The 18502-nt window shown below is 49.0% G+C and carries 24 protein-coding genes and 2 tRNA genes; 5 read left to right on the top strand and 21 right to left on the bottom strand.

Features of this window, described 5'->3' with window-relative positions; all coding sequences use genetic code 11:
- Positions 1-5: 5 nt before the first annotated feature.
- A complete protein-coding gene (locus PV02_RS12280; RefSeq protein WP_256623706.1) occupies positions 6-656 on the top strand; it encodes a methyltransferase cognate corrinoid protein in 651 nt (216 codons plus the stop codon).
- A 116-nt stretch (positions 657-772) separates the two neighbouring features.
- Positions 773-976, top strand: a complete 204-nt coding sequence (locus tag PV02_RS12275; RefSeq protein ID WP_256623705.1) for a hypothetical protein — start codon at positions 773-775, stop codon at positions 974-976.
- 506 nt (positions 977-1482) lie between these two features.
- On the opposite strand, the gene PV02_RS12270 is transcribed toward PV02_RS12275, so the two are convergent.
- The 9 genes from PV02_RS12270 to dph5 form a co-directional block, all read right to left on the bottom strand.
- Positions 1483-1557, bottom strand: a tRNA-Ile gene (locus tag PV02_RS12270).
- A gap of 21 nt (positions 1558-1578) precedes the next feature.
- A tRNA-Asn gene (locus PV02_RS12265) sits at positions 1579-1651 on the bottom strand.
- Positions 1652-1910: 259 nt separating this feature from the next.
- Complete coding sequence (gene amrS / locus PV02_RS12260) at positions 1911-2948, bottom strand: AmmeMemoRadiSam system radical SAM enzyme (protein ID WP_256623704.1); 1038 nt, start codon at positions 2946-2948, stop codon at positions 1911-1913.
- Positions 2923-3222 (bottom strand): hypothetical protein, encoded by a 300-nt coding sequence (locus tag PV02_RS12255; protein ID WP_256623703.1) that lies wholly within the window; start codon positions 3220-3222, stop codon positions 2923-2925. The genes amrS and PV02_RS12255 overlap by 26 nt, the downstream gene beginning before the upstream one ends.
- Positions 3223-3372: 150 nt before the next feature.
- The gene (locus PV02_RS12250; protein ID WP_256623702.1) at positions 3373-4272 is read right to left on the bottom strand and encodes a carbohydrate kinase family protein; all 900 of its coding nucleotides are present in this window, start codon (positions 4270-4272) and stop codon (positions 3373-3375) included.
- A 15-nt stretch (positions 4273-4287) separates the two neighbouring features.
- Positions 4288-4629: a DUF555 domain-containing protein gene (locus PV02_RS12245; RefSeq protein ID WP_256623701.1), complete on the bottom strand. Its 342-nt coding sequence runs from the start codon at positions 4627-4629 to the stop codon at positions 4288-4290.
- Between the two features lie 55 nt (positions 4630-4684).
- Positions 4685-4966 (bottom strand): DUF357 domain-containing protein, encoded by a 282-nt coding sequence (locus PV02_RS12240; protein WP_256623700.1) that lies wholly within the window; start codon positions 4964-4966, stop codon positions 4685-4687.
- A 24-nt stretch (positions 4967-4990) separates the two neighbouring features.
- Complete coding sequence (locus PV02_RS12235) at positions 4991-6706, bottom strand: ATP-binding protein (RefSeq protein WP_256623699.1); 1716 nt, start codon at positions 6704-6706, stop codon at positions 4991-4993.
- Positions 6707-6803: 97 nt separating this feature from the next.
- Positions 6804-7607: a diphthine synthase gene (gene dph5, locus PV02_RS12230; RefSeq protein ID WP_256623698.1), complete on the bottom strand. Its 804-nt coding sequence runs from the start codon at positions 7605-7607 to the stop codon at positions 6804-6806.
- Between the two features lie 155 nt (positions 7608-7762).
- Between dph5 and thsA the strand changes: the two genes are divergently transcribed.
- Positions 7763-9397, top strand: coding sequence for a thermosome subunit alpha (gene thsA / locus PV02_RS12225; protein ID WP_256623697.1), 1635 nt, complete (start codon positions 7763-7765; stop codon positions 9395-9397).
- Positions 9398-9413: 16 nt separating this feature from the next.
- Here the strand turns inward: thsA and PV02_RS12220 are convergent, their stop codons facing one another.
- Both PV02_RS12220 and PV02_RS12215 read right to left on the bottom strand, forming a co-directional pair.
- On the bottom strand, positions 9414-10046 hold the full coding sequence (locus PV02_RS12220) for a DUF2119 domain-containing protein (protein ID WP_256623696.1): 633 nt from the start codon (positions 10044-10046) through the stop codon (positions 9414-9416).
- Positions 10047-10054: 8 nt separating this feature from the next.
- Positions 10055-10717, bottom strand: coding sequence for an SAM-dependent methyltransferase (locus tag PV02_RS12215; RefSeq protein WP_256623695.1), 663 nt, complete (start codon positions 10715-10717; stop codon positions 10055-10057).
- 101 nt (positions 10718-10818) lie between these two features.
- Here PV02_RS12215 and PV02_RS12210 point away from each other — a divergent pair, with 101 nt between their 5' ends.
- Positions 10819-11487 carry an HAD family hydrolase gene (locus tag PV02_RS12210; protein ID WP_256623694.1) on the top strand — a complete coding sequence of 223 codons (669 nt, stop codon included), beginning with the start codon at positions 10819-10821 and terminating at the stop codon, positions 11485-11487.
- Positions 11488-11490: 3 nt separating this feature from the next.
- Here PV02_RS12210 and PV02_RS12205 read toward each other — a convergent pair whose 3' ends face one another.
- The 6 genes from PV02_RS12205 to PV02_RS12180 form a co-directional block, all read right to left on the bottom strand.
- The gene (locus tag PV02_RS12205; protein ID WP_256623693.1) at positions 11491-12579 is read right to left on the bottom strand and encodes an NADH:flavin oxidoreductase; all 1089 of its coding nucleotides are present in this window, start codon (positions 12577-12579) and stop codon (positions 11491-11493) included.
- A 74-nt stretch (positions 12580-12653) separates the two neighbouring features.
- Positions 12654-13355 carry a cytochrome c biogenesis protein gene (locus PV02_RS12200; protein WP_256623692.1) on the bottom strand — a complete coding sequence of 234 codons (702 nt, stop codon included), beginning with the start codon at positions 13353-13355 and terminating at the stop codon, positions 12654-12656.
- Between the two features lie 65 nt (positions 13356-13420).
- Complete coding sequence (locus PV02_RS12195; RefSeq protein WP_256623691.1) at positions 13421-14095, bottom strand: heme exporter protein CcmB; 675 nt, start codon at positions 14093-14095, stop codon at positions 13421-13423.
- A gap of 14 nt (positions 14096-14109) precedes the next feature.
- A complete protein-coding gene (locus PV02_RS12190; protein WP_256623690.1) occupies positions 14110-14877 on the bottom strand; it encodes an ABC transporter ATP-binding protein in 768 nt (255 codons plus the stop codon).
- Between the two features lie 85 nt (positions 14878-14962).
- Positions 14963-15262 carry a winged helix-turn-helix domain-containing protein gene (locus PV02_RS12185; RefSeq protein WP_256623689.1) on the bottom strand — a complete coding sequence of 100 codons (300 nt, stop codon included), beginning with the start codon at positions 15260-15262 and terminating at the stop codon, positions 14963-14965.
- Positions 15263-15701: 439 nt separating this feature from the next.
- Entirely contained in the window at positions 15702-16130 is a 429-nt protein-coding gene (locus tag PV02_RS12180; RefSeq protein WP_256623688.1) for a hypothetical protein, read from the bottom strand.
- Between the two features lie 138 nt (positions 16131-16268).
- Between PV02_RS12180 and PV02_RS12175 the strand changes: the two genes are divergently transcribed.
- Positions 16269-16868, top strand: coding sequence for a class I SAM-dependent methyltransferase (locus tag PV02_RS12175; protein ID WP_256623687.1), 600 nt, complete (start codon positions 16269-16271; stop codon positions 16866-16868).
- A 40-nt stretch (positions 16869-16908) separates the two neighbouring features.
- Here the strand turns inward: PV02_RS12175 and PV02_RS12170 are convergent, their stop codons facing one another.
- From PV02_RS12170 to PV02_RS12155, 4 genes are all read right to left on the bottom strand, one after another.
- On the bottom strand, positions 16909-17202 hold the full coding sequence (locus PV02_RS12170; RefSeq protein ID WP_256623724.1) for an ArsR/SmtB family transcription factor: 294 nt from the start codon (positions 17200-17202) through the stop codon (positions 16909-16911).
- A gap of 31 nt (positions 17203-17233) precedes the next feature.
- The gene (locus tag PV02_RS12165) at positions 17234-17449 is read right to left on the bottom strand and encodes a hypothetical protein (RefSeq protein ID WP_256623686.1); all 216 of its coding nucleotides are present in this window, start codon (positions 17447-17449) and stop codon (positions 17234-17236) included.
- A gap of 96 nt (positions 17450-17545) precedes the next feature.
- Positions 17546-18037 carry a PepSY domain-containing protein gene (locus tag PV02_RS12160; RefSeq protein WP_256623685.1) on the bottom strand — a complete coding sequence of 164 codons (492 nt, stop codon included), beginning with the start codon at positions 18035-18037 and terminating at the stop codon, positions 17546-17548.
- A 180-nt stretch (positions 18038-18217) separates the two neighbouring features.
- Positions 18218-18448: a ChaB family protein gene (locus tag PV02_RS12155; RefSeq protein WP_256623684.1), complete on the bottom strand. Its 231-nt coding sequence runs from the start codon at positions 18446-18448 to the stop codon at positions 18218-18220.
- Positions 18449-18502 lie beyond the last annotated feature (54 nt).

Below are 18502 nucleotides of genomic sequence, written 5' to 3'. Positions count from 1 at the left end.
ATATTATGGTTACAAAAGAAGAGATCATTGCGAAAGCAAAAGAAGCGATTATGGAATTTGATGATGAAATGGCAACAGAGGTTGCTGAGGAAGCACTTGCTGCGGGAATTAATCCTGCCGAGCTCATAGAGGAAGGTTTCACAGCAGCAATGACGGATGTTGGTGAGAGGTTCGGGGCAGGAGGGCTGTTTCTCCCTCACGTTATTGCAGCAGCTGATGCAATGCAGGCAGCGATTACCATTCTAACACCTGAACTTGAGAAAACCAGTGCTCAAACTAAGTCCAGGGGTACAATTGTCATTGGAACAATTGAAGGTGATATACACTCCATTGGAAAGGACATTGTGGCAACAATGCTCAAGATAGCAGGATTCAAGATTGTGGACCTTGGAAGGGATGTCCCGATAAAATCCTATGTCGAGAAGGCAAAGGAAACTAAAGCAGATGTTGTAGCTTCATCAGCACTCATGACAACCACTATGGTCAGTCAGATACAGATCGAAGAACAGCTGAAAGAGGCAGGCTTCCGCTACAATGTCAAGACCATGGTTGGCGGTGCACCTGTGACCCAGGACTGGGCAAAGAAGATCGGTGCAGACATCTATGCTGAGAACGCAGGGGATGCTGTGAACAAGATCAATGCATTGTTTGCATAAGACACTTGTTCGGAATGCTAAACACCTTTTTGAGGGGTAAATCTACCCCTCTCCTCCTCTGTCAAAGTGGCGAAACTAACATATTTAAATTAACGGCCTGATTAAAGGAGTGTAAAATGGTTCTGATCGAATCTACGGAGTTACTTGAGAATTTGTCCTTCTTGCTAAAAGTATCACAGGAGTTCAAGCTCCATGAAACATCCAAAGCTTATGAGGATATCATTCGCCATATAAGGAGTATGGAAAACGAGATTCTTCTGGAAGAAGGATGTTTTGAGCACTTCCGTTCACCTAAAAAATGCAAATGCATGGCGGATTAGTTTGTGGTAATTGGGGGTGGGGATTTGCTGTTTCATTTAAAAGGCCACTTTCGTCTTCCTTCTAAGATTATTATTTTCAGTGTTAATAGCTCTTTCCACTAGTTTTACTCCTTATAATTGATTCTTTTCCAACCATAGAAAAATAAATCGTTGACTCTGTTCGCACTGTTTCTTGTCAGAGGTCGTAGGTGTTGAGTGAGATAGGAAATACGAGGCTGTGGAGCGGTGTGGATGTCATGATGCCAGAAAAAACGACATATTTTTGATAAAATGGGCACTACATGAAACTCATATGTATGTAACTATGGTGGATTGAATTAAAAAAGGGCACCCAAAGCAGAGCCGTAATGAAATTATAACTATTTTCTTGCCACGAATTAAGATGAAGATGTGAATGAAGTTCAGAGAAATTTCTGATGAGAAATGGCAGGTTATGTTGAGGGGTGCAGTTTTAAAACAACTCATCAAAAAACAGAGTCTAGCGAGGACTATCTAAAGTTTTTAAGTGGGCCTAACCGGATTCGAACCGGTGACCGCTCGGTTATGAGCCGAGCGCTCTAACCTGGCTAAGCTACAGGCCCGTTATGAAAAAAGATTTAGAGCGCCGCAAACAGGGCTCGAACCTGTGACATTCTGGTTAACAGCCAGACACTCTACCAACTGAGTTATTGCGGCTTTTCGGTGGCGCCAACGCGCGAATCCTCTTAATGCACTTATTGTTTTTAAAGGTTTTGATTGATGGCATGTTTTTCCTGTTTTTTCAGGCACATTCTCGCAATACCCTGCAATAAATGCTGACTGTCACATCATGATAATGATGATAATCATATATCTTACAGAATATATGTTCCACCGGAAACAAAGGGGTATGGCTGAAAGTAACTATTTTATCCTGTAACAGGTGACATTGTAATTTCTGTCAAACTGGACATTATCAACATGTTTTTGCATCGCCTGCATCCTCTTCAAAGATGCATATGTCCTTTCCGCAATTAGGACAGGCCTTGTCATCTGTGATATTGTACTCTTCCATGTCGAACACACCTCTTTTTATCAGCAGCTGGTTGCACTCAGGACAGAAAGTGCTCTCCTTCCCACTGCCCGGCACATTACCGATGTAGATATAGTGCAGTCCCTCCTCCTTTGCAATATCATATGCCATCTCAAGGGTTTTCAATGGGGTTGGAGGCACGTCGGTGAGCTGGTAGTACGGATGGAAGCGCGTGAAGTGTATGGGTGTATCAGCTCCGAGGTTCTCGTAAATCCATCTTGACATAGCCCGAAGCTCCCCGGGGTCATCATTGTGGGTGGGTATCACAAGGTTGACCACTTCAATATGCATCCCCAGCCCGTGCGCCATCTTTGTAGCCTCAAGCACTGGCTCAAGCCTAGCACTGGCCATCTTCCTGTAGAACTCATTGTTAAAAGCCTTGAAATCCACCCTGAAGGCATCCAGGTATGGCGATATCTTCTCCAGCGCTTCGGGTGTGATATAGCCGTTCGTAACATAGATCGTGGCAAGCCCGGCTTCCTTTGCAAGTCTCGCACAGTCGTAGGTGTACTCGTACCATATGGTCGGCTCATTGTACGTCCAGGCGATGGACCTTGCTCCGTACTGCAGCGCCCTTGACACTGCGGTCTCAGGGCTCATTTCCACAGAGCGGGACGTATCTATCTCTACCTGGGATATGGTCCAGTTCTGGCAGTGCCTGCACCTGAAATTGCAGCCAATGCTCCCAAGGGAATAGACCGCAGAACCCGGATAGAAATGGAAGAGTGGTTTTTTCTCGATGGGATCAAGAGCCTCGCTGGAAACAACATTGTAGTTCAGGGTGTATAAAGTACCGTCCCTGTTCTCCCTGACCCTGCAGAATCCTCTCTTCCCCGGAGAGATCGTGCAGCTCTGGGCACACACTTTGCAGTGGACCTTCTTATCGTCCAGCTTCTCATAAAGCATTGCTTCTCTGATCATTAAATCCCCAATGAGAAGATAGGCCCACATGTATAAGGGACTGTTGGAAGGGGAGGCGGCCCCACTCTGTCTGCCAGTATTCTTTCAATCTCCCTGCACCCATCGGAGTCTCGATGTTCACAAGAGGTCCGTGGAGCTGAAGGTCGTAGGCAGGGAGTTCCCTCCTTGGCTTTACAATACCCGATATCCTTTTCTTGATATCGGCATAGAACGAGTTGTCCTTCAATGTAGCTTCTACTTCTGTAAGCTCTTTGTCCCATACTAGTGCAACCACTGTGCCGGATGCGGTATGTTCATATCGTGGCTCATTAATTATTATGAAGTATGTTATATAAAAATAAGTGAACCTTTATGCAAGGGACATGACCGGAACAGAAAAGTGAAAAGAAGGCCGGAAATAAGTAAAAAAGGAGACCCGTAAAACTCAGTCGGGTCCTTTCAGTTTCCCGAAATGCTCTTCATATCTGTCCTTCATCTTTTCCCAGGATGGCAGGTCTGTCTGGCAGCCAATGCTCTGCACTGCAAAGGAGGCCACAGTTGCACCTATCCTGCCGCAGGTCTCAAGAGGGAAGTTGCGGGTGAAGGCCAGCAGAAAACCAGCCCTGTATGCATCGCCGGCCCCTGTCGGATCTAGTGCCTTCACAGGAACTATCGGAATGTTGATCACTTCTCCTGCATGATGTATCACACTGCCCCTGGCATCATATGTCACAACCACGGTATCTATCATGCAAAGTATCTCCTCGAATGACTTCCCTGTCATATCGCATACACGCTGTATCTCATGCCTGTTGGTGAAAAGGATATTCGTGTTCTCCAGGATGCTCTCAAGTTTCTCCCTGGAATAGGTTATAAGGTCCTGGCCGGGATCGAAGGAAACGAATCTTGCCTTTTTCGCAACTCTTGCATTGAATGTCGAGTCTGACGTTGCGAGGTGAACGAAATCGATCGTCGGGGCTTCCAGTTCCTGCAGGTGCACGGATGCGCCCCAGTCGAAGTATGTGCTCTGGCGGTGTTCCCTGTCAGTGAACACAAAGGCCCTTGTGCATTTCTCATCCGGATACCGGTACAGGAGCGAGAGATCTACCCTGTGGTCCTGCAATTCCTTTTCATAGCCGCTTGATGAGAAATCCCCTCCCACTGCAGCTATGAGCTGGCAGCTCCCGCCAAGTCTTGCTATCCCTATGGCAATGTTGGCAGCGCCTCCGCCAAAATACTCGTGGTACTCTGTTATGGGCTGTGATTCGTCGTGCACAGCGATGTTCTCCACATCGAAGAGAAGGTCTATGGCTGCGTGTCCGACGATGGTGATAACACTTTCCATTTTTTGGCCTGCCCCTTATTCGAACTCTTCAACATCAACAACATCGAGGGGCACATCACGTAATGCCCTGCCGATGACGGATTTAGCTATCCTTGCTGCATGCTCCTTACTTTCCGCATCGAATACTTTCATCTCAAGGACAAGTCCCACAATGGCTGTGTTGGCTGCAACGAAAACGCTGCTGAAAGGTTCATTGCACGAGGGGCAGAATGTGGTGCCGATGTCCACTTCCACATAATCCAGTTTAGGGTTCAGGCGCTTGCCTGCCTCGGAAATTGCAACACCGATGGCATCATCACCGGATTTTACGTCTCTTACCAACCAGGCAGCTTCAAGCGTAACATGATAATTCGTCATAGTTTCTCTCCGATTCACGTCTCTTCTTCTTCAGTTATTAATCGATACTAATCGTTCAAATGGTAAATAGGACATCGTCGTCCACATTGAACAGGCCAAGCCGTGCACCGGCATCCAGCCAGGCATGCCCGTAGCTGAAACATACCAGTGCGTTCACCGGATCGTCATTTTCCATGAAATGCAGCCCGTCATTGTAGTACGATGCAGCCATGGTGCGGTAGTCCGTAGCCACAGTGTACATGTGGGACCTGTCAATGGGCGCGATAACGGCTTTCTCAAGCGCAGCCCTCAATAGTCCCTCATATCTCTTAACCTTTTCATTCAGTTCCGCAGCCATCTCATATCGCCAGATATCTTTATTTCATTTACCGCTGCCGAATATTCTTGTGAACAGTTTGCCTCCCTCATTCCTTGGAGGGCGTGAGGGCTGTCTCTTCGGGGGCGGGCTGGTAGGTTGTTCCTGCTCCTGGACAGGCGGAGCTTCCACTTGCACCGGGGGCTTTGCAGTAACAGGTGTCGTCGGCACATGGGTTGTTGGCACGTGGGTCTCCCGGGCCTTGGCGACCGGGACCTTTGTTGCAACTTCGGGCGCTGGTGCCGGGCCTTTTGCCTTCGCCGCCTTGAGCACGTTCACGGATTCTCCTCCATGCTTTGACTTCCTTATCCTGATATCGACAAGTATGGGTCTCTCGATGTCATTGCTCACAAGCATGGCAACACCCGGGGGAAGCCGCATAAGCTCGTCCTCCACATATGAGCTCACGCCCTCGAGACCCTTACTGATGGCCTTGAGGTCGTTGGGGTTTGTGACCTTCATGATGATCTGGGTGCCGCACTGGGAGAGGACGTTCTTGTCGACCCTTGCAGGGCGCTGGGATATCACCATCATGCCAAGACCGAATTTCCTGCCCTCGGATGCAATGGTCCTGAGGATATCGGTACTGGCAGTCTTGCTGAAACCCTTTTCAGGCGCATAGTTGTGGGCTTCCTCCACAACCAGCATTCCGGGGGGCACGCGGTCCAGTTTTCTTGCCTCGAACAGTGCCGAGCAGATCTGGGACACTATCATGCTCTGCATGTCCGGAGGCACTCCCTTGAAGTCAAGTATGGCAGCCCTGCCCTTTCGTACAAGCGCCTCTATTGGTGTGGGATTTGGCGAGAGGATGCCTGTCTCGTTAATGCTCTCAAGCATGCTGATGACATTCCACCTAGCCTTGCTCTTGTCGTTGCTTACCGCGAAGATGATGTCTTCAAGCGTGTAGGTTTCCATCTCGGCCCGCAGCTTCTGTATAGCCTCGTAGAGTATTCCGGTATGTGTGGTGTTGAAGTTCTCCGGGAAGATGGAGGTCAGGTCCTTTACTGTGAGGTTGATGCCATTGAGCCTGAAAAGCTCATCAGCACCGGGGTTTATTGCCTTGCTGGCGGGGGTGTACACTGTAACTCTGTCAGCATAGGACTTCGAGGTCACGCCGAACTTCTTGAAAGCTTCTGCATCCTCGGGCGCTTCGACCTTGAGGGACGCATATTCGCTGTGCGGGTCTAATATAAGGAGTGGTATGTCACGGTCAAGCAGCTCTTCCAGCAGCACGGCGGCAGTATAGGACTTACCGCTTCCTGTCTTGGCAAGTATGCTGCAGTGTTTCTGCACAAGGCTGTTGACGCTTAACTGGACTCTGATGCTAGTGCCTTCCAGCAGGCCGATGTTCATATCCTCGCCCGAGAGTCCCAGTACTGAGCGTATGAGCCCCTCGTCGGCAACATATATAAGGTCGCCGGGGCTGAAAGGAATAACAGGGGACCTGAGCATGCCTTCGCTGTCACGGGTGCCGATAACCGTGGCCTCTGCCACTATCCTGTCATCGCTCTTGTCCTTACGCTGTCCGCTCTTTGCTTCCTCCAGTGTGAAGGAATCGCTTGAACGTGTGATAGATAACACCTGCGCGAGTACCCAGCCGTCGGTCTCGTGCCAGGCTTTGATATATGCGCCTCTGTGGACCGCTGTACTGTCTGAGACAAGCAACTTGAAATCAAGGGTTCCTGTCTCTCCAAAGATAACGCCTACTGAACCTCGAACCATTTTTCATCCCTCATTCTTGGTCTTTATTATATGATTCACACGTATTATTATATTTTCCCCGGATGCAGGGTTCATGTTCTTCCATAAGCTCTGCTTCTCAGTCATTGCTCTCTTCCATTAGCGAAGAGGGAGCACCTGCAAGCTTGACAAGGGCTTCTGCTTCGATAAAATGCAGTGACGCAGGAATAACAAGTATATGCAGCGGACTGCCGAAATCGCTCTCCCTGAGCATTTGTGCGTAGCCAGCCTTCACTACTGGCCCTGGGGAGCCTGCCCTGGCGATACCTACCGCAAGTGCATTGTTCATTACTCCTTCCTTTCTTTTGTCCTCCACCTTCAATAACAGCTCAAGTGCCTGGTTCACTGTCATGTACCCTTTTTCCTTATCGATGTCCAGGAATACCAATGTATGAAGATTATGCTGCTTGTTGAGCTTTATTGTCTCATAGGGTGTTTCGGAAATGACTGTAACGCCTCTGCTGCTGGTATATGGATGGGGTATGGTCGAAGCTTTCCCGAAGCGATAATTCTGCAGCCCGGAAAGCCCGCAGATAGCTGATGTGATGGATGCCCCATGGATGAGCCTGGTGGTGATGCCTTTGTCCTGTGCCCTCAGGCGCAGGTCAACGTGGGTGGTCGATACCATGGTGTCACCGCCTGTAAGGAACACGACATCCTGCTCCTGTGCCTGGTCAAGCCAGTGAGGATCCTGCTCCACTTCTTCCCTCAAGAGGACATGGACCTTCTTCCCGTAGAGCTTCTCAAGTTTTTCCACGGTGGCGCCCATGAGCACAGAGGTGTAGAACTCCGCAAAAACAATGTCTGCCTGTTCTATGGCCTCGAGACCTTTTAGAGAGATATCCTTTTCATCGAAAAGACCCAGTCCTATGAAAGTAAGCATGGTCTGGATAACAACCATTTATATGTTAAATGTTTTGAATTCCCTGCGATATGATAAGTAGCCGAAACATTTTTATAGAACCACATACAGTTAGTTTCACTCATAGATTACGTAATTACGATCATATCAATTCTGTTGATTGGAGGTTTGGAAGCATGGCAGGACAATATGGCGGTCAGCCCGTTATTATCATAGATCCAAGTAAAGAGCGCACCACTGGGAAAGATGCATTATCAGTCAATATCGCATCAGCTAAAGCCGTTGCAAGCATAGTCAAATCGACCCTTGGCCCGAAAGGCATGGACAAGATGCTTGTCAATGTGATAGGCGACATCACTCTCACCAACGATGGCGCAACCATCTTGCAGGAAATGGACATCGAGCATCCCACGGCAAAAATGATCGTGGAAGTAGCCAGCACCCAGGAGAAGTCAGCCGGGGACGGTACGACCAGTGCAGTGGTCATGGCAGGCGCCCTGCTTGAAAAAGCGCAGGAGCTTGTAGGTCTGGGAGTTCACCCGACGGTTATTGTCAAAGGGTTCAGCATGGCATCAGAAAAGTCTTTGCAGGTCCTCAAGGACTATGCCATCAAGGTAGATAGGAATGACAGGGAGGCGCTGAAGAGAATCGCAATGACATCCATCACCGGTAAGGCATCCGAGATGGCAAATGATCACCTTGCAGGCATATGCGTGGATGCCATACTTGCAATAGAGCAGGATGGCAAGGTCAACATAGATGATGACATTGTGATCGCAAAGGAAGTGGGCGGTACCATCGATGACACCGAGCTCATAAACGGCATATCCATAAGGCAGGAGGCACTCCATCCCGAGATGCCCCACCGCATAGAGAATGCGAAGATCGCGCTTATCGACACCGAGCTTAATTTCGGCAAGACCTCGACCAAGTCCAAGCTTATGGTTGACCGGGCTGAACAGCTCCAGGAATTCAAGGAGCAGGAGAGGGCCAATTTCAGGAACACTATACAGAAGATCATTGATACCGGCGCCAACGTCGTGTTCTGTTCCAAGGCCATGGACGATTATGCACTGCACTTCTTCAAGGAAGCAGGCGTGTACGCCACGAGACGTGTCAGGGAAGAGGATATGCTCAAACTCACACGCTCAACAGGTGCATCCCTTGTGAGGAATGTCCAGGAAATGACCGCTGATGACCTCGGATATGCCGAACTTGTGGAGCAGGAGGATCTGTATGAGGAAAAGACCTATATCAAGGGCTTCAGGGATGCAAAGACCATGACCATCCTCATCAAAGGCGGCTCCGAGCATGTGACCGACAATATCGAGCGTGTCTTTGACGATGCACTGCGTGTTGTAAAATGCGTTTTCGAGGACGGTACAATAGTCCCCGGCGGAGGAGCATCCGAGATAGAGGTTGCACAGAAGCTGCGCGCATACGCTTCAAGCGTGGAGGGCCGCGAGCAGATGGCCATCAACGCCTTCGCATCAGCCGTGGAGGAGATCCCAAGGACCATAGCAGAGAACTGTGGCTTTGATGCGATCGATATCCTGCTTAAGCTGCGTGCCAGTCACGGCTCAATGAAGCATGCAGGCCTCAATGTGGAGACCGGCGACGCTTCCAACATGTACGAAATGGGCATCACCGACCCTCTCAGGGTGAAGACCCAGGCCATCAAGTCAGCTACCGAAGTGGCAACCATGGTCCTGCGCGTCGACGACATGCTCCGTGCCAGGGAAAAGGCCATGATGGATGTAGCTCCCGAGCACAACATCCACAATTACGATATGAGCGGAATGGGAATGTAAGAGGCGTGGCCTCTTATCATTTCCTGTCCCTTCCAACTTGTTTTTTCATGAACATTTCCAGGTTATCCTGCATGCCGTAGAAGTTCCTGTAATCCCTGATGACGTTCTCTGCCTGTTTTGGGTAACGTCCGAACATGAACCTGATGAACTCCTCCTTGGATATGCACTCCTTAACGATATCTATGAGTTCAGATGCATGCAGTTTTGAGAGGGAATTATCCTTCTGTATCTCAAATGTCAGGCACAGGGCCTGCGGCGGGAAGTATTTCCTGCGGATAAAGGGGCCCACGGAGCCCAGCAGCACGTCATGGTCCAGCCTGCTGAAAGGGGGCACACCCGAGATATTCAGCCTGTCAGGATCGGTAAGGGCTGCGAGGTTCTTTGCAGAGTATGAATGCAGCTCGATATAAATACAGGGGCGCAGCCCTTCAACTGCTTCTATGATCGGCTGGCCGATGCCTGTAAAATACGTGTCGTCCAGGGTTGACACGTAGTTGCCTTTGCTTACTACAGGGATCACTGCCAGAGTCCCTTCCTTCGGCGCCCGGATATTTTCAAGTATGTCAGATGTATCCTTCCATTCGCTGCCATGGAGGCCGGCTACAAGAAGTCTTACCGGCTCTCCATTTCCAAGTATCCTGTATGTCATGCTCCTCTTCAGGTATCCGTTTTCTCGGCTATGATGTAGATCTCCATCTGCTCCGGGTCTATTACTTCGAGTATCCTGAACCCGCCAGCCCCCACCATCTCAATGAAAGGCCCACTGTCTTCCTTGTCCGATATCTTGATGACCAGCAGGAGCTTACCGCCGATTTTGAGCAGGGGTGATACTCTCTCCAGGGCCTGGACCGAATCAAGGGGCTCGAGTGTCATATCAATAAGCAGGACATCCACCTGATCCGGGGAGAGTTCCCTTAGTGGAGCCCGGAACACGTCTGCAAATACGATAGAAACGTTTTCTCTCTCATGTTCTATCTTTTTGAGCTCGGTCCTGAAATCCCTGCTGAACTCAACGCCCCGCACCCTGGCAGCTATCTCCGAGGCAAAGGTAACAAATCCTCCGGCACTTGATCCAAGATCAAGCACGCTGTCTCCCTCACTGATGATCCCGGTGGCCTCCTGTATCCTTTTGAGCTTGAAGTATCCCTTTGGCATGTCCAGGCCTTCCTCTACAAGGACGACTTCACCGGCACTTATGTCCTTTGAGGGTTTTTTTACAATAGTGCCGCCTACGCAGACATTTCCTTCAAGTATCGCGGCCTTTGCCCTTGCACGGGATTTGAAATGCCCGGTCTCCACAAGATATGCATCCAGTCTCATAAGAAAAGTAATATGGGAATCTAGTATTTTAGACTTTACTATTTATATTATGACATCATGATGTCCCTGAAACGCGATAAACTACAGCCGGGGATAAACAAGTGCTAAAAGCAGTCATATTTGACATGGACGGAGTATTGACCGACTCAATGCCATACCACGCACGGGCGATGGAAAATGTGTTCAATGAGCTTGGTATTTCCATCGATCCGCAGGACATCTACGAGAGGGAAGGCGAAAAGACCGGGGATGTTGTCAGGTTCCTGCTGGAAAAGGAGACTAACGAACCCTCAAAATATGACGTCGGCTCTATTGTAGAAAAGTACGTAGGAGAGTTCAGGCGCATTGCAGAGCTCAGGGTGTTCGGGGGAATGGAGGCTTGCCTCCACCAACTTAAGAAGAAGTTCCTGCTTGCTGTGGTATCGGGTTCGGATAAGCCTATAGTTTACGATATAATGGAGAGTAAGTTCCCGGGGGTCTTTGATGTAATTGTCACAGGAGATGACGTGAGGCACGGCAAGCCTGCTCCTGATCCATATCTCAAAGCTGTCGCTATGCTGAAAATAGGCAAGGATGAGTGCTTCGTTGTGGAAAATGCGCCAATGGGCGTGGATTCGGCCTTAAGTGCCGGACTCTGCTGTGTCGGAGTACCTACTTACCTGGAATCCGGGAAGCTTAAAAGAGCAGATCTCCTCTTCCGGGACCACCGGGAGCTGGTGGACCGTCTCATGAGACTTGAGCCGGAAGACAATATCTGCATTCAGGCTTAAGCCTCAGTCTTTGAAGTATTTGCATCTGATGCCGCTGCTGTCCGAGCATAGGTTACATGAAACGCATTTTGCCTTTTCGGTCTGCCCGTTCTTCAGCTTTATAACCAGATCCGGCTCAGCGATGAAAGGTCTGCTCAGGGATACCATATCAGCGTATTCCTGTTCAAGCAGCATCTCCATGACTGCCCTGGACCTGATGCCACCTACAAGTATCACAGGGATATCCACCGCTTCCTTAAGCATCCTGGAATATTCCCTGTAGTAAGCTTCTTCATCCGGCGAACTTATTTTAGTCCTGAACATCTCGTCCCCTGCATCTGCAATACCCCCGCTGACCTCGATGGCGCAAACACCGCCTTCTGCAAGTATCTTTGCTATCTCTACAGATTCGGGGACATCAAGGGAATTGCCCCTGGATCCTTTTGGAAAGTCGTCGGTGACATTCAGTTTTATCATTATCGGATAGTTTCCTGCCAATTCCCTGGCTCTGTTGATGATATCAAGGATCACCTGTGTGCGCTTTACAGTGCTGCCTCCCCATCTGTCCTTCCTGCGGTTGGTGTATGGCGAGATGAAATTGCTCAGCAGGAACCCGTGTGCACAATGCAGTTGCACGGCATCGAACCCTGCTTCTTTTGCTCTCCTTACTGCCTGTGCGAAGTCTTCTATTGTTTCCAGGATATCATGCTCGCTCATTTCTTCAGGTGTGATTCCGGTTCCTTTCACAGTAACAGCAGAAGGGGCAAGAGCATAGGGATTTTCGGCGCCTATCATAGTCTGCCTGCCGCCGTGGACCACCTGGAGCACTATCCTGCCGCCCTGTGCATGGACCCTGGAAACAATGTCCCTGTAAGGCCCGATGAACCTGTCGTCATATATTCCCTGCTGGAAATTGTCGCTCTTTCCTTTTGGGTTTACATATGCGTAGCCTGTGATGATAAGACCCGTCTCGTTCCTGGCAAGCTCTTCATACATGTCGCCTATCCTGGGGGTGGGCGTCCCGTCAGCTTCGGCCATCCATTCGTGGGTCGCAGAGCGTACAAAATGATTGCGGGTCCCGAATCCGCATAAGTTCATCGGTTCGAACAACATGACGAGGTATTGAAGCCAGTGATTTATATCTTTTTCTTCAGACGCACCGGATGATATCCTGCATGTATACGCGGCTATTCATACTGTGCCCGCAACTCTTCCCGGAGTTCCTCATTGCGGACCCTGTATGCAAGCAGTGTGACAAAGAGCATGAAGAACGCAAGAATGTTAACAAGCAGGGTCAACTGGAGACTTGTACCTTCAAGCCCTCCTCCGGAGCCTCCATATGCAGAGGAGCCGAACATCAATGGGTGTGTGGAGCGCCAGAGGCGGATGGAAAGGAAGCTCAGTGGCACGGAAACAAAACCGGCTATGCCGAAAACAGCGGCAAGCCTGGCTCTCTTCTCAGGCTCCCCGATAGCCTGGCGCAGCATCAGGTACGCGAGATAGACCAGCAGAAGCACAAGGGAGGTGGTAAGCCTGGGCTCCCAGACCCAGTACCAGCCCCAGGTCGCCTTTGCCCAGATGGAACCTGTGAGCAATACCAGAAAGGCGAAAACGACACCGACCTCCGCGGCGGAGAGTGCTGTCATGTCCCATCTGCTGCTGTTCTGGCTGAGCTGCATGATGCTTGCAATGAACACGATAATGAAAGAGAAGTATGCCATGAATGCGATGGGAAGATGGAAATAGAATATATTGAAGCTGCTGTCCAGCACCTGGCCCGTGCCGCTTCTCATTTCCGGCAGGTAGAATAATATCATCCCCACAGCAAGTGCCATAAGGGCTGCAGTGGCGATTGCAAGTGCTTTCTCTGTATTCTTTCTTAAGAACATGCTGTCTCCTGTGAAATTACCGATACCCTACCTTTTATATAAAGGCTTTTGAATTGCCTGTTCTTTCAGTCCTGTATGGTGAACTCGAATACAAGATGGCCCACTGTAAAGAAGATCAGGTCGTAGACTATCAGGAGCTGCAGTTCATTATATATGTCGCCGATATCGCTGCCAGTGAGAAGTTTTCCGGTTGCCGTCACGACCGGGATAAGGACCGGTATCACCAGGGGCAGCAGCATTATCGGGAGCATGATCTCCCTTGCGCGGGTGTTGACAGTCAGGGCGGAGAGCAGCGTTCCGACCACTATGAACCCAAGGGTTCCAAGAACTATCACCAGTGAAAGGCCTGCAAGACCGCTGATATCGTAATTGAACAAGACCACAAATACCGGGATTGTCACTGCCTCGACAAGGAACATGATGATCGCACTTGAGATAGTTTTACCCGTGTAGATGACCCCACGGTCCACAGGGCACAGTTTCAGTCCTTCCAGGCAACCGTTGTCCATTTCAGAGCCGAAGGCCCGTGAAAGCCCCACGGTCCCGGCAAAAATGAAGGATACCCAGAGCACTGCAGGAGCAAGCCTGTCAATGATATCGGTCCGGCTAAGCAGATCTCCGAGGGCTATACTGAATATCACTATCACAAGCAGGGAGAATATGAACATGGAATTGATCATCTGTTTGGTCCTGAACTCTGACCTCAGATCCTTCGCTGCTATATGGATGCTTTTGATCATTCATATCTCCTGTATCACTGGAGGTTGGTAATTCCCTCAGCATCCGTATCCCCGCATACGAGCGACATATAGGTGTGCCTGAAATCCTCTGTTCCTGAGAACACCGTACTCGGGGAATCGTGCACGATCTTTCCGTTGTCCATTATGATAGCCCGGTCGCTGAGCTGCAGGGCCCTTTCAATATTATGGGACACCATTACCTTTGTTACCTGATCCGTATCCAGACGACCCATCACGCTCTCAAAAGTTTCTGCAGCCTTCTGGTCAAGCCCGGTATAGGGCTCATCCATCAGCAGTACGGAAGGCTTGTGCATCAGTGCCCTTGCAATGGACAGGCGCTGTTTCATGCCCCGTGAGAAGGAGCCCACCCTGTCGTCCCCGCGCTTAAGAAGGTCCACATTGGCCAGCAGCTCATCCGTACGCTCTTCAAGTTCGCCTTTTGCAAGGCCGTACATCCTGCCAAAGAATCTCAGGTTCTCCCTTGCCGTGAGTTCATCATAAAGATAGCTCTCGTGCGAGATCACGCCTATCATTCGTCTGACCTCTGCAGGTTTCTTCTTGATGTCGATACCGTCCATGATCACAGTGCCCCCTGTGGGCATCATGACAGTGGACAGTATCTTCAGAAAAGTTGTCTTGCCGGCTCCGTTGGGGCCGAAAATGACCACGGACTGCCCCCTTTTCACTTCAAGGTCGATACTCTTCAATGCCACGCGGTCACCAAAGCTCTTCCTTAATCCGCTGGCTGATATGATAGGGTCCATCGGGAGTATATTGACCATAGTATAAATTAACGTTTTGTTATGGGGCCAATTAACAGGAAAGAGTCGGTTAATATAATAAAGGGTAAGGCCGCACTTAGTTTGCTCATTTGATGTTTGCCAGTATCTCCAGGCCTTTTTCTGTCAGGAAATACTTGCCTTCCAGCATGCTCAGAAGGTCGCCGTTTATAAGGAATTCCGTGTGGTACCTGAACACCTTCTCGTCAACATCCACAGCCTTCAGGATATCATCTTTTGTTGCACCGAAGGCGCCTATCTCCCTTACGATCTGCCGGCGGATAGGGTGAGAAGCAGCTTTATGCATATACTCATGCTCCATTTTCACACGTTCGCGCTCTGAGGGCTTTCCTGTAAGCAAACTGTCTAGGTCGTCATTTTCCAGCATGTTCCACTCCTTTTCCCGGGAGATCGTTTGATTCCCATTACTATTTAGGTATCTTTGTTATTTAAGCTGTACCAGTCCCATTGCCTGGGGAGACCTGCATTAAAAAGATGTTGGGAAGAAATAATATAAATGTTGGCATTGTGAAAGCAAACTTATTATCGTTTGTATAGGATTGTTGTACATTATATCTGAGGGGAGTATTGTCTGCCAACATTTATATTAATGTGATAGAACCATCGGCAGAAGCATTTGAAGCTTCGTTTTAGATGGTTGTATAATCATCGTTCTGATCTGACTGTAACGGATAATTACGGTGAACACATATATAAGCAATCTGTGATGTTTTGTCCGAGTATGTACATGAAAAGTTATTTCATGCGGGTTACACAGGATGTTGTGTCCATCGTCTAAGCCATCCTCTCAAACCCGCATTTGATCTTCAGTATTTGCCAAGGGAACGTGCAACGAATCGATGGAATCCATGCATGCTTGCGCCTTTCCCGAGGTACATCATCGGACACCGTCCGGTTATTATACTAAGTTCCGGATCAGCCGTCAGATGCTCCACGTCACAGGTATCAGTCTTCCAGTGCACCCAGAAATTCCTTATGCCCTTGGATGCAAGCTTTTCAATGATCCTTGCAGGCTCGGTCTTTGTGACACCAATGATGGCATTCTCTGCGCCTCCCGGTAATTGGGCGACATCCTTGAATGTGTCTTGGGCTGGCTTGTCAGAGAGGTCAACTACATGCACTTTCTTTCCTCTTTTTTTCAGTTCGTCAATGGTCCATTTCATAGCCGGTTTTGTGCCATCGGTAACGACTACGAAATTATCTTTCTTCCAGTATTCTTCCTGTTTGGTAACCATGCTTTTCCTCTTTTGATCCTCTTATATGAATCAAATCCTTGTTCGTTTATATCACTTTCTAAATATGCTGGTGGCTCTATTCTCTGAAAGCTGCATAATGGCAGTACGGATTTAAAGATTAAGACCAGAGATGGATATATGTCCATTATCTCAAAGTACGACCGCTTCTCTCATGTGTACGACCTTATGGAAACACCTATGGAACTGATGAGATATGGCGACTGGAGGCGGGAAGTTTTCGCCGGCCTGAAGGGAAGGGTGCTTGAGGTAGGCGTGGGAACCGGAAAGAACATCCCTTATTATCCGGACGACTGCGAGATGGTGGGGATTGACATAAGCAGTAAAATGCTCGCCCGTGCAAAAAGGAGGGCGGCAGGAAAAAAGAACGTTTCCCTTCTCTTAATGGATGCTGAGCATCTGGGGTTTATAGATGACTGCTTTGACTACGTCATAACCACATTCGTACTGTGTTCCATTCCTGATCCTGCTGCTGCCTTAAAGGAAATGGGGCGTGTATGCAAGCCTCAAGGCACTGTCATCACTCTGGAGCACATGAGAAGCCGTAACAAAATAATAGCATCAGTTGAAGACCTTCTCAATCCTGTCACCACTGGCCTGACAGGAGTCAACATCAACCGTGAAACAGTTGAAAACATCAGGAAAGCAGGTCTTACTGTTGCTGAAGAAAAGAACCTTGCCCTGAAGGATGTTTTCAGACTGATAAGGTCAAAACCATAGTCCAGGGACTTGTCTGTTTGGCGCCCGGCTGTGAGAAAATTCATTCGAATATCTTCATGAGATCATCAATTCCGATTCTGACATCAAAGTCTTTCAGTTTAAAGAACTTCTTTGCTCTCATGTCATTGTCCTCAAGCCGGAGGTCACTTTCAACAAATCCCGCATTCTCCAGCCGTTTCAGGTGCAACTGTACGACCTGGCGCGAAAGGTTAAGGTCCTTTGCCAGGTCGTATACATACCTCTCTCTCTCTGAGAGCAGGTATAGCAACTTTAAACGGACAGGGTGCGATATAGCCTCGCCTATATCCGTGATCTGCTGAAGCGTCTTTGTCATCGTGCCACTTTTCCGGATCAATGAAGACAGCTCAGATCTCATCGAGCTTTTCCTTTATGGCCTGCACTGTCCTCTTGATCTCGTCCACATCTTTTTCAAGCCTTGCCAGCCGTTCGTTATTCCCGGAACTTACGAACTCGGACCTGTTCAATAGCAGGACCACTATTCCTACGATTAATAGAATGACGAAGATATTCACTAGTATGCCCCAGAAGGAATATGCACCATACATGCCGCTGCCCATCATAAAGTTCACCTCTCATAAACTATTTTTAAAAAGGTATATGGTGGAGGTCCATATTATATTTGCTATTGTTCGCTATAGAATCTGATGCCTATTGCTTTATCTGTTATAATATGCACCGCAGTATCCGCCACCATATCCGCCGCCACGCATCATCCCACGGCCATTCTGGTACTGTCCCTGGTTTGCGGAGCCTGCATAGAAGTCCTCTATGACCTCACCTGTATATGCGTCGATACGTCCCTGCTTGATGGTGCCTTCATCATCCGCATAGCTGAACACCCACCATCTTCCCATCTGGTAGACGTTATCTTCCGAGATGTCCTGGCCGGTCTCTGCCTCTGCGACTGTTATGGCTTCTTCGATCGTTGAAACCTCAAGCTCAACTGTATTGTTGCCATCGTTCACATAGGACTGGTAGAACGGGCATCCGCCGTAACCATACTGGTTCATCCTGTTGGCCGCCCACTGGTGCATGGAACCAAAGTAACCTGAATTGCCTGTCTGTCCGTTAGCTGCGGCCACGATTCCCACTCCTGCTGTAACTGCAATAAGCATTCCTGCAAGGAGTATTGCTGTTATTTTCTTCACTTTTACACCTTCCTTGTTTGCAGGATTCTTTCATACCTGCATATGTAGTGTCTACACTACATATGTAGTGTGCTTCTATATTTAAACCTTAGCTTGTACTTCTGTTTTCGCCAGGTTTTATGCAGTACTCTAATATTCTACTACTGTTGCACAATGTGCCTGCTCCTCTTGGACACAGGCTTAGTCCTTTGGTACCCAGTTCCCCTTCGAGTCCTTTTCGTACTCGTTCTTCACGGCACTCCATGCAACCCTGTGAGCAGTCTCTTCCCTGGAAGTGCCTTCCCTTCTTTCCGAAGGGTCCTTGTATTGTTCCCATGCACTGTTAAAGGCTTTCCTGTAGATATCCTGACCATGCTCGGGAACCTTATCCCTGACTGTTTCCGGCAATTCTGAGTTCTTACTGTATGGCATTGTTCTCCCCAATTTAATAGTATGGGCTCGTTTTTTAAAACCCTTTTGAAGAAA

Origin of the sequence: Methanolobus chelungpuianus, from assembly GCF_024500045.1 — an archaeon.
GTDB lineage: Archaea > Halobacteriota > Methanosarcinia > Methanosarcinales > Methanosarcinaceae > Methanolobus > Methanolobus chelungpuianus.
The sequence above is the reverse complement of the archived record's forward strand: the minus strand, read 5'-3'. Positions and strand labels throughout refer to the sequence as shown.

Bases quoted from the DNA above. Each gene is read 5' to 3' on its own strand.
- PV02_RS12280 (WP_256623706.1), top strand. From the start codon at position 6: ATGGTTACAAAAGAAGAGATCATTGCGAAAGCAAAAGAAGCGATTATG.
- PV02_RS12275 (WP_256623705.1), top strand. From the start codon at position 773: ATGGTTCTGATCGAATCTACGGAGTTACTTGAGAATTTGTCCTTCTTG.
- amrS (WP_256623704.1), bottom strand. From the start codon at position 2,948: ATGATCAGAGAAGCAATGCTTTATGAGAAGCTGGACGATAAGAAGGTC.
- PV02_RS12250 (WP_256623702.1), bottom strand. From the start codon at position 4,272: ATGGAAAGTGTTATCACCATCGTCGGACACGCAGCCATAGACCTTCTC.
- PV02_RS12245 (WP_256623701.1), bottom strand. From the start codon at position 4,629: ATGACGAATTATCATGTTACGCTTGAAGCTGCCTGGTTGGTAAGAGAC.
- PV02_RS12240 (WP_256623700.1), bottom strand. From the start codon at position 4,966: ATGGCTGCGGAACTGAATGAAAAGGTTAAGAGATATGAGGGACTATTG.
- PV02_RS12235 (WP_256623699.1), bottom strand. From the start codon at position 6,706: ATGGTTCGAGGTTCAGTAGGCGTTATCTTTGGAGAGACAGGAACCCTT.
- dph5 (WP_256623698.1), bottom strand. From the start codon at position 7,607: ATGCTTACTTTCATAGGACTGGGTCTTTTCGATGAAAAGGATATCTCT.
- thsA (WP_256623697.1), top strand. From the start codon at position 7,763: ATGGCAGGACAATATGGCGGTCAGCCCGTTATTATCATAGATCCAAGT.
- PV02_RS12220 (WP_256623696.1), bottom strand. From the start codon at position 10,046: ATGACATACAGGATACTTGGAAATGGAGAGCCGGTAAGACTTCTTGTA.
- PV02_RS12215 (WP_256623695.1), bottom strand. From the start codon at position 10,717: ATGAGACTGGATGCATATCTTGTGGAGACCGGGCATTTCAAATCCCGT.
- PV02_RS12205 (WP_256623693.1), bottom strand. From the start codon at position 12,579: ATGTTGTTCGAACCGATGAACTTATGCGGATTCGGGACCCGCAATCAT.
- PV02_RS12200 (WP_256623692.1), bottom strand. From the start codon at position 13,355: ATGTTCTTAAGAAAGAATACAGAGAAAGCACTTGCAATCGCCACTGCA.
- PV02_RS12195 (WP_256623691.1), bottom strand. From the start codon at position 14,095: ATGATCAAAAGCATCCATATAGCAGCGAAGGATCTGAGGTCAGAGTTC.
- PV02_RS12190 (WP_256623690.1), bottom strand. From the start codon at position 14,877: ATGGTCAATATACTCCCGATGGACCCTATCATATCAGCCAGCGGATTA.
- PV02_RS12185 (WP_256623689.1), bottom strand. From the start codon at position 15,262: ATGCTGGAAAATGACGACCTAGACAGTTTGCTTACAGGAAAGCCCTCA.
- PV02_RS12180 (WP_256623688.1), bottom strand. From the start codon at position 16,130: ATGGTTACCAAACAGGAAGAATACTGGAAGAAAGATAATTTCGTAGTC.
- PV02_RS12175 (WP_256623687.1), top strand. From the start codon at position 16,269: ATGTCCATTATCTCAAAGTACGACCGCTTCTCTCATGTGTACGACCTT.
- PV02_RS12170 (WP_256623724.1), bottom strand. From the start codon at position 17,202: ATGACAAAGACGCTTCAGCAGATCACGGATATAGGCGAGGCTATATCG.
- PV02_RS12165 (WP_256623686.1), bottom strand. From the start codon at position 17,449: ATGATGGGCAGCGGCATGTATGGTGCATATTCCTTCTGGGGCATACTA.
- PV02_RS12155 (WP_256623684.1), bottom strand. From the start codon at position 18,448: ATGCCATACAGTAAGAACTCAGAATTGCCGGAAACAGTCAGGGATAAG.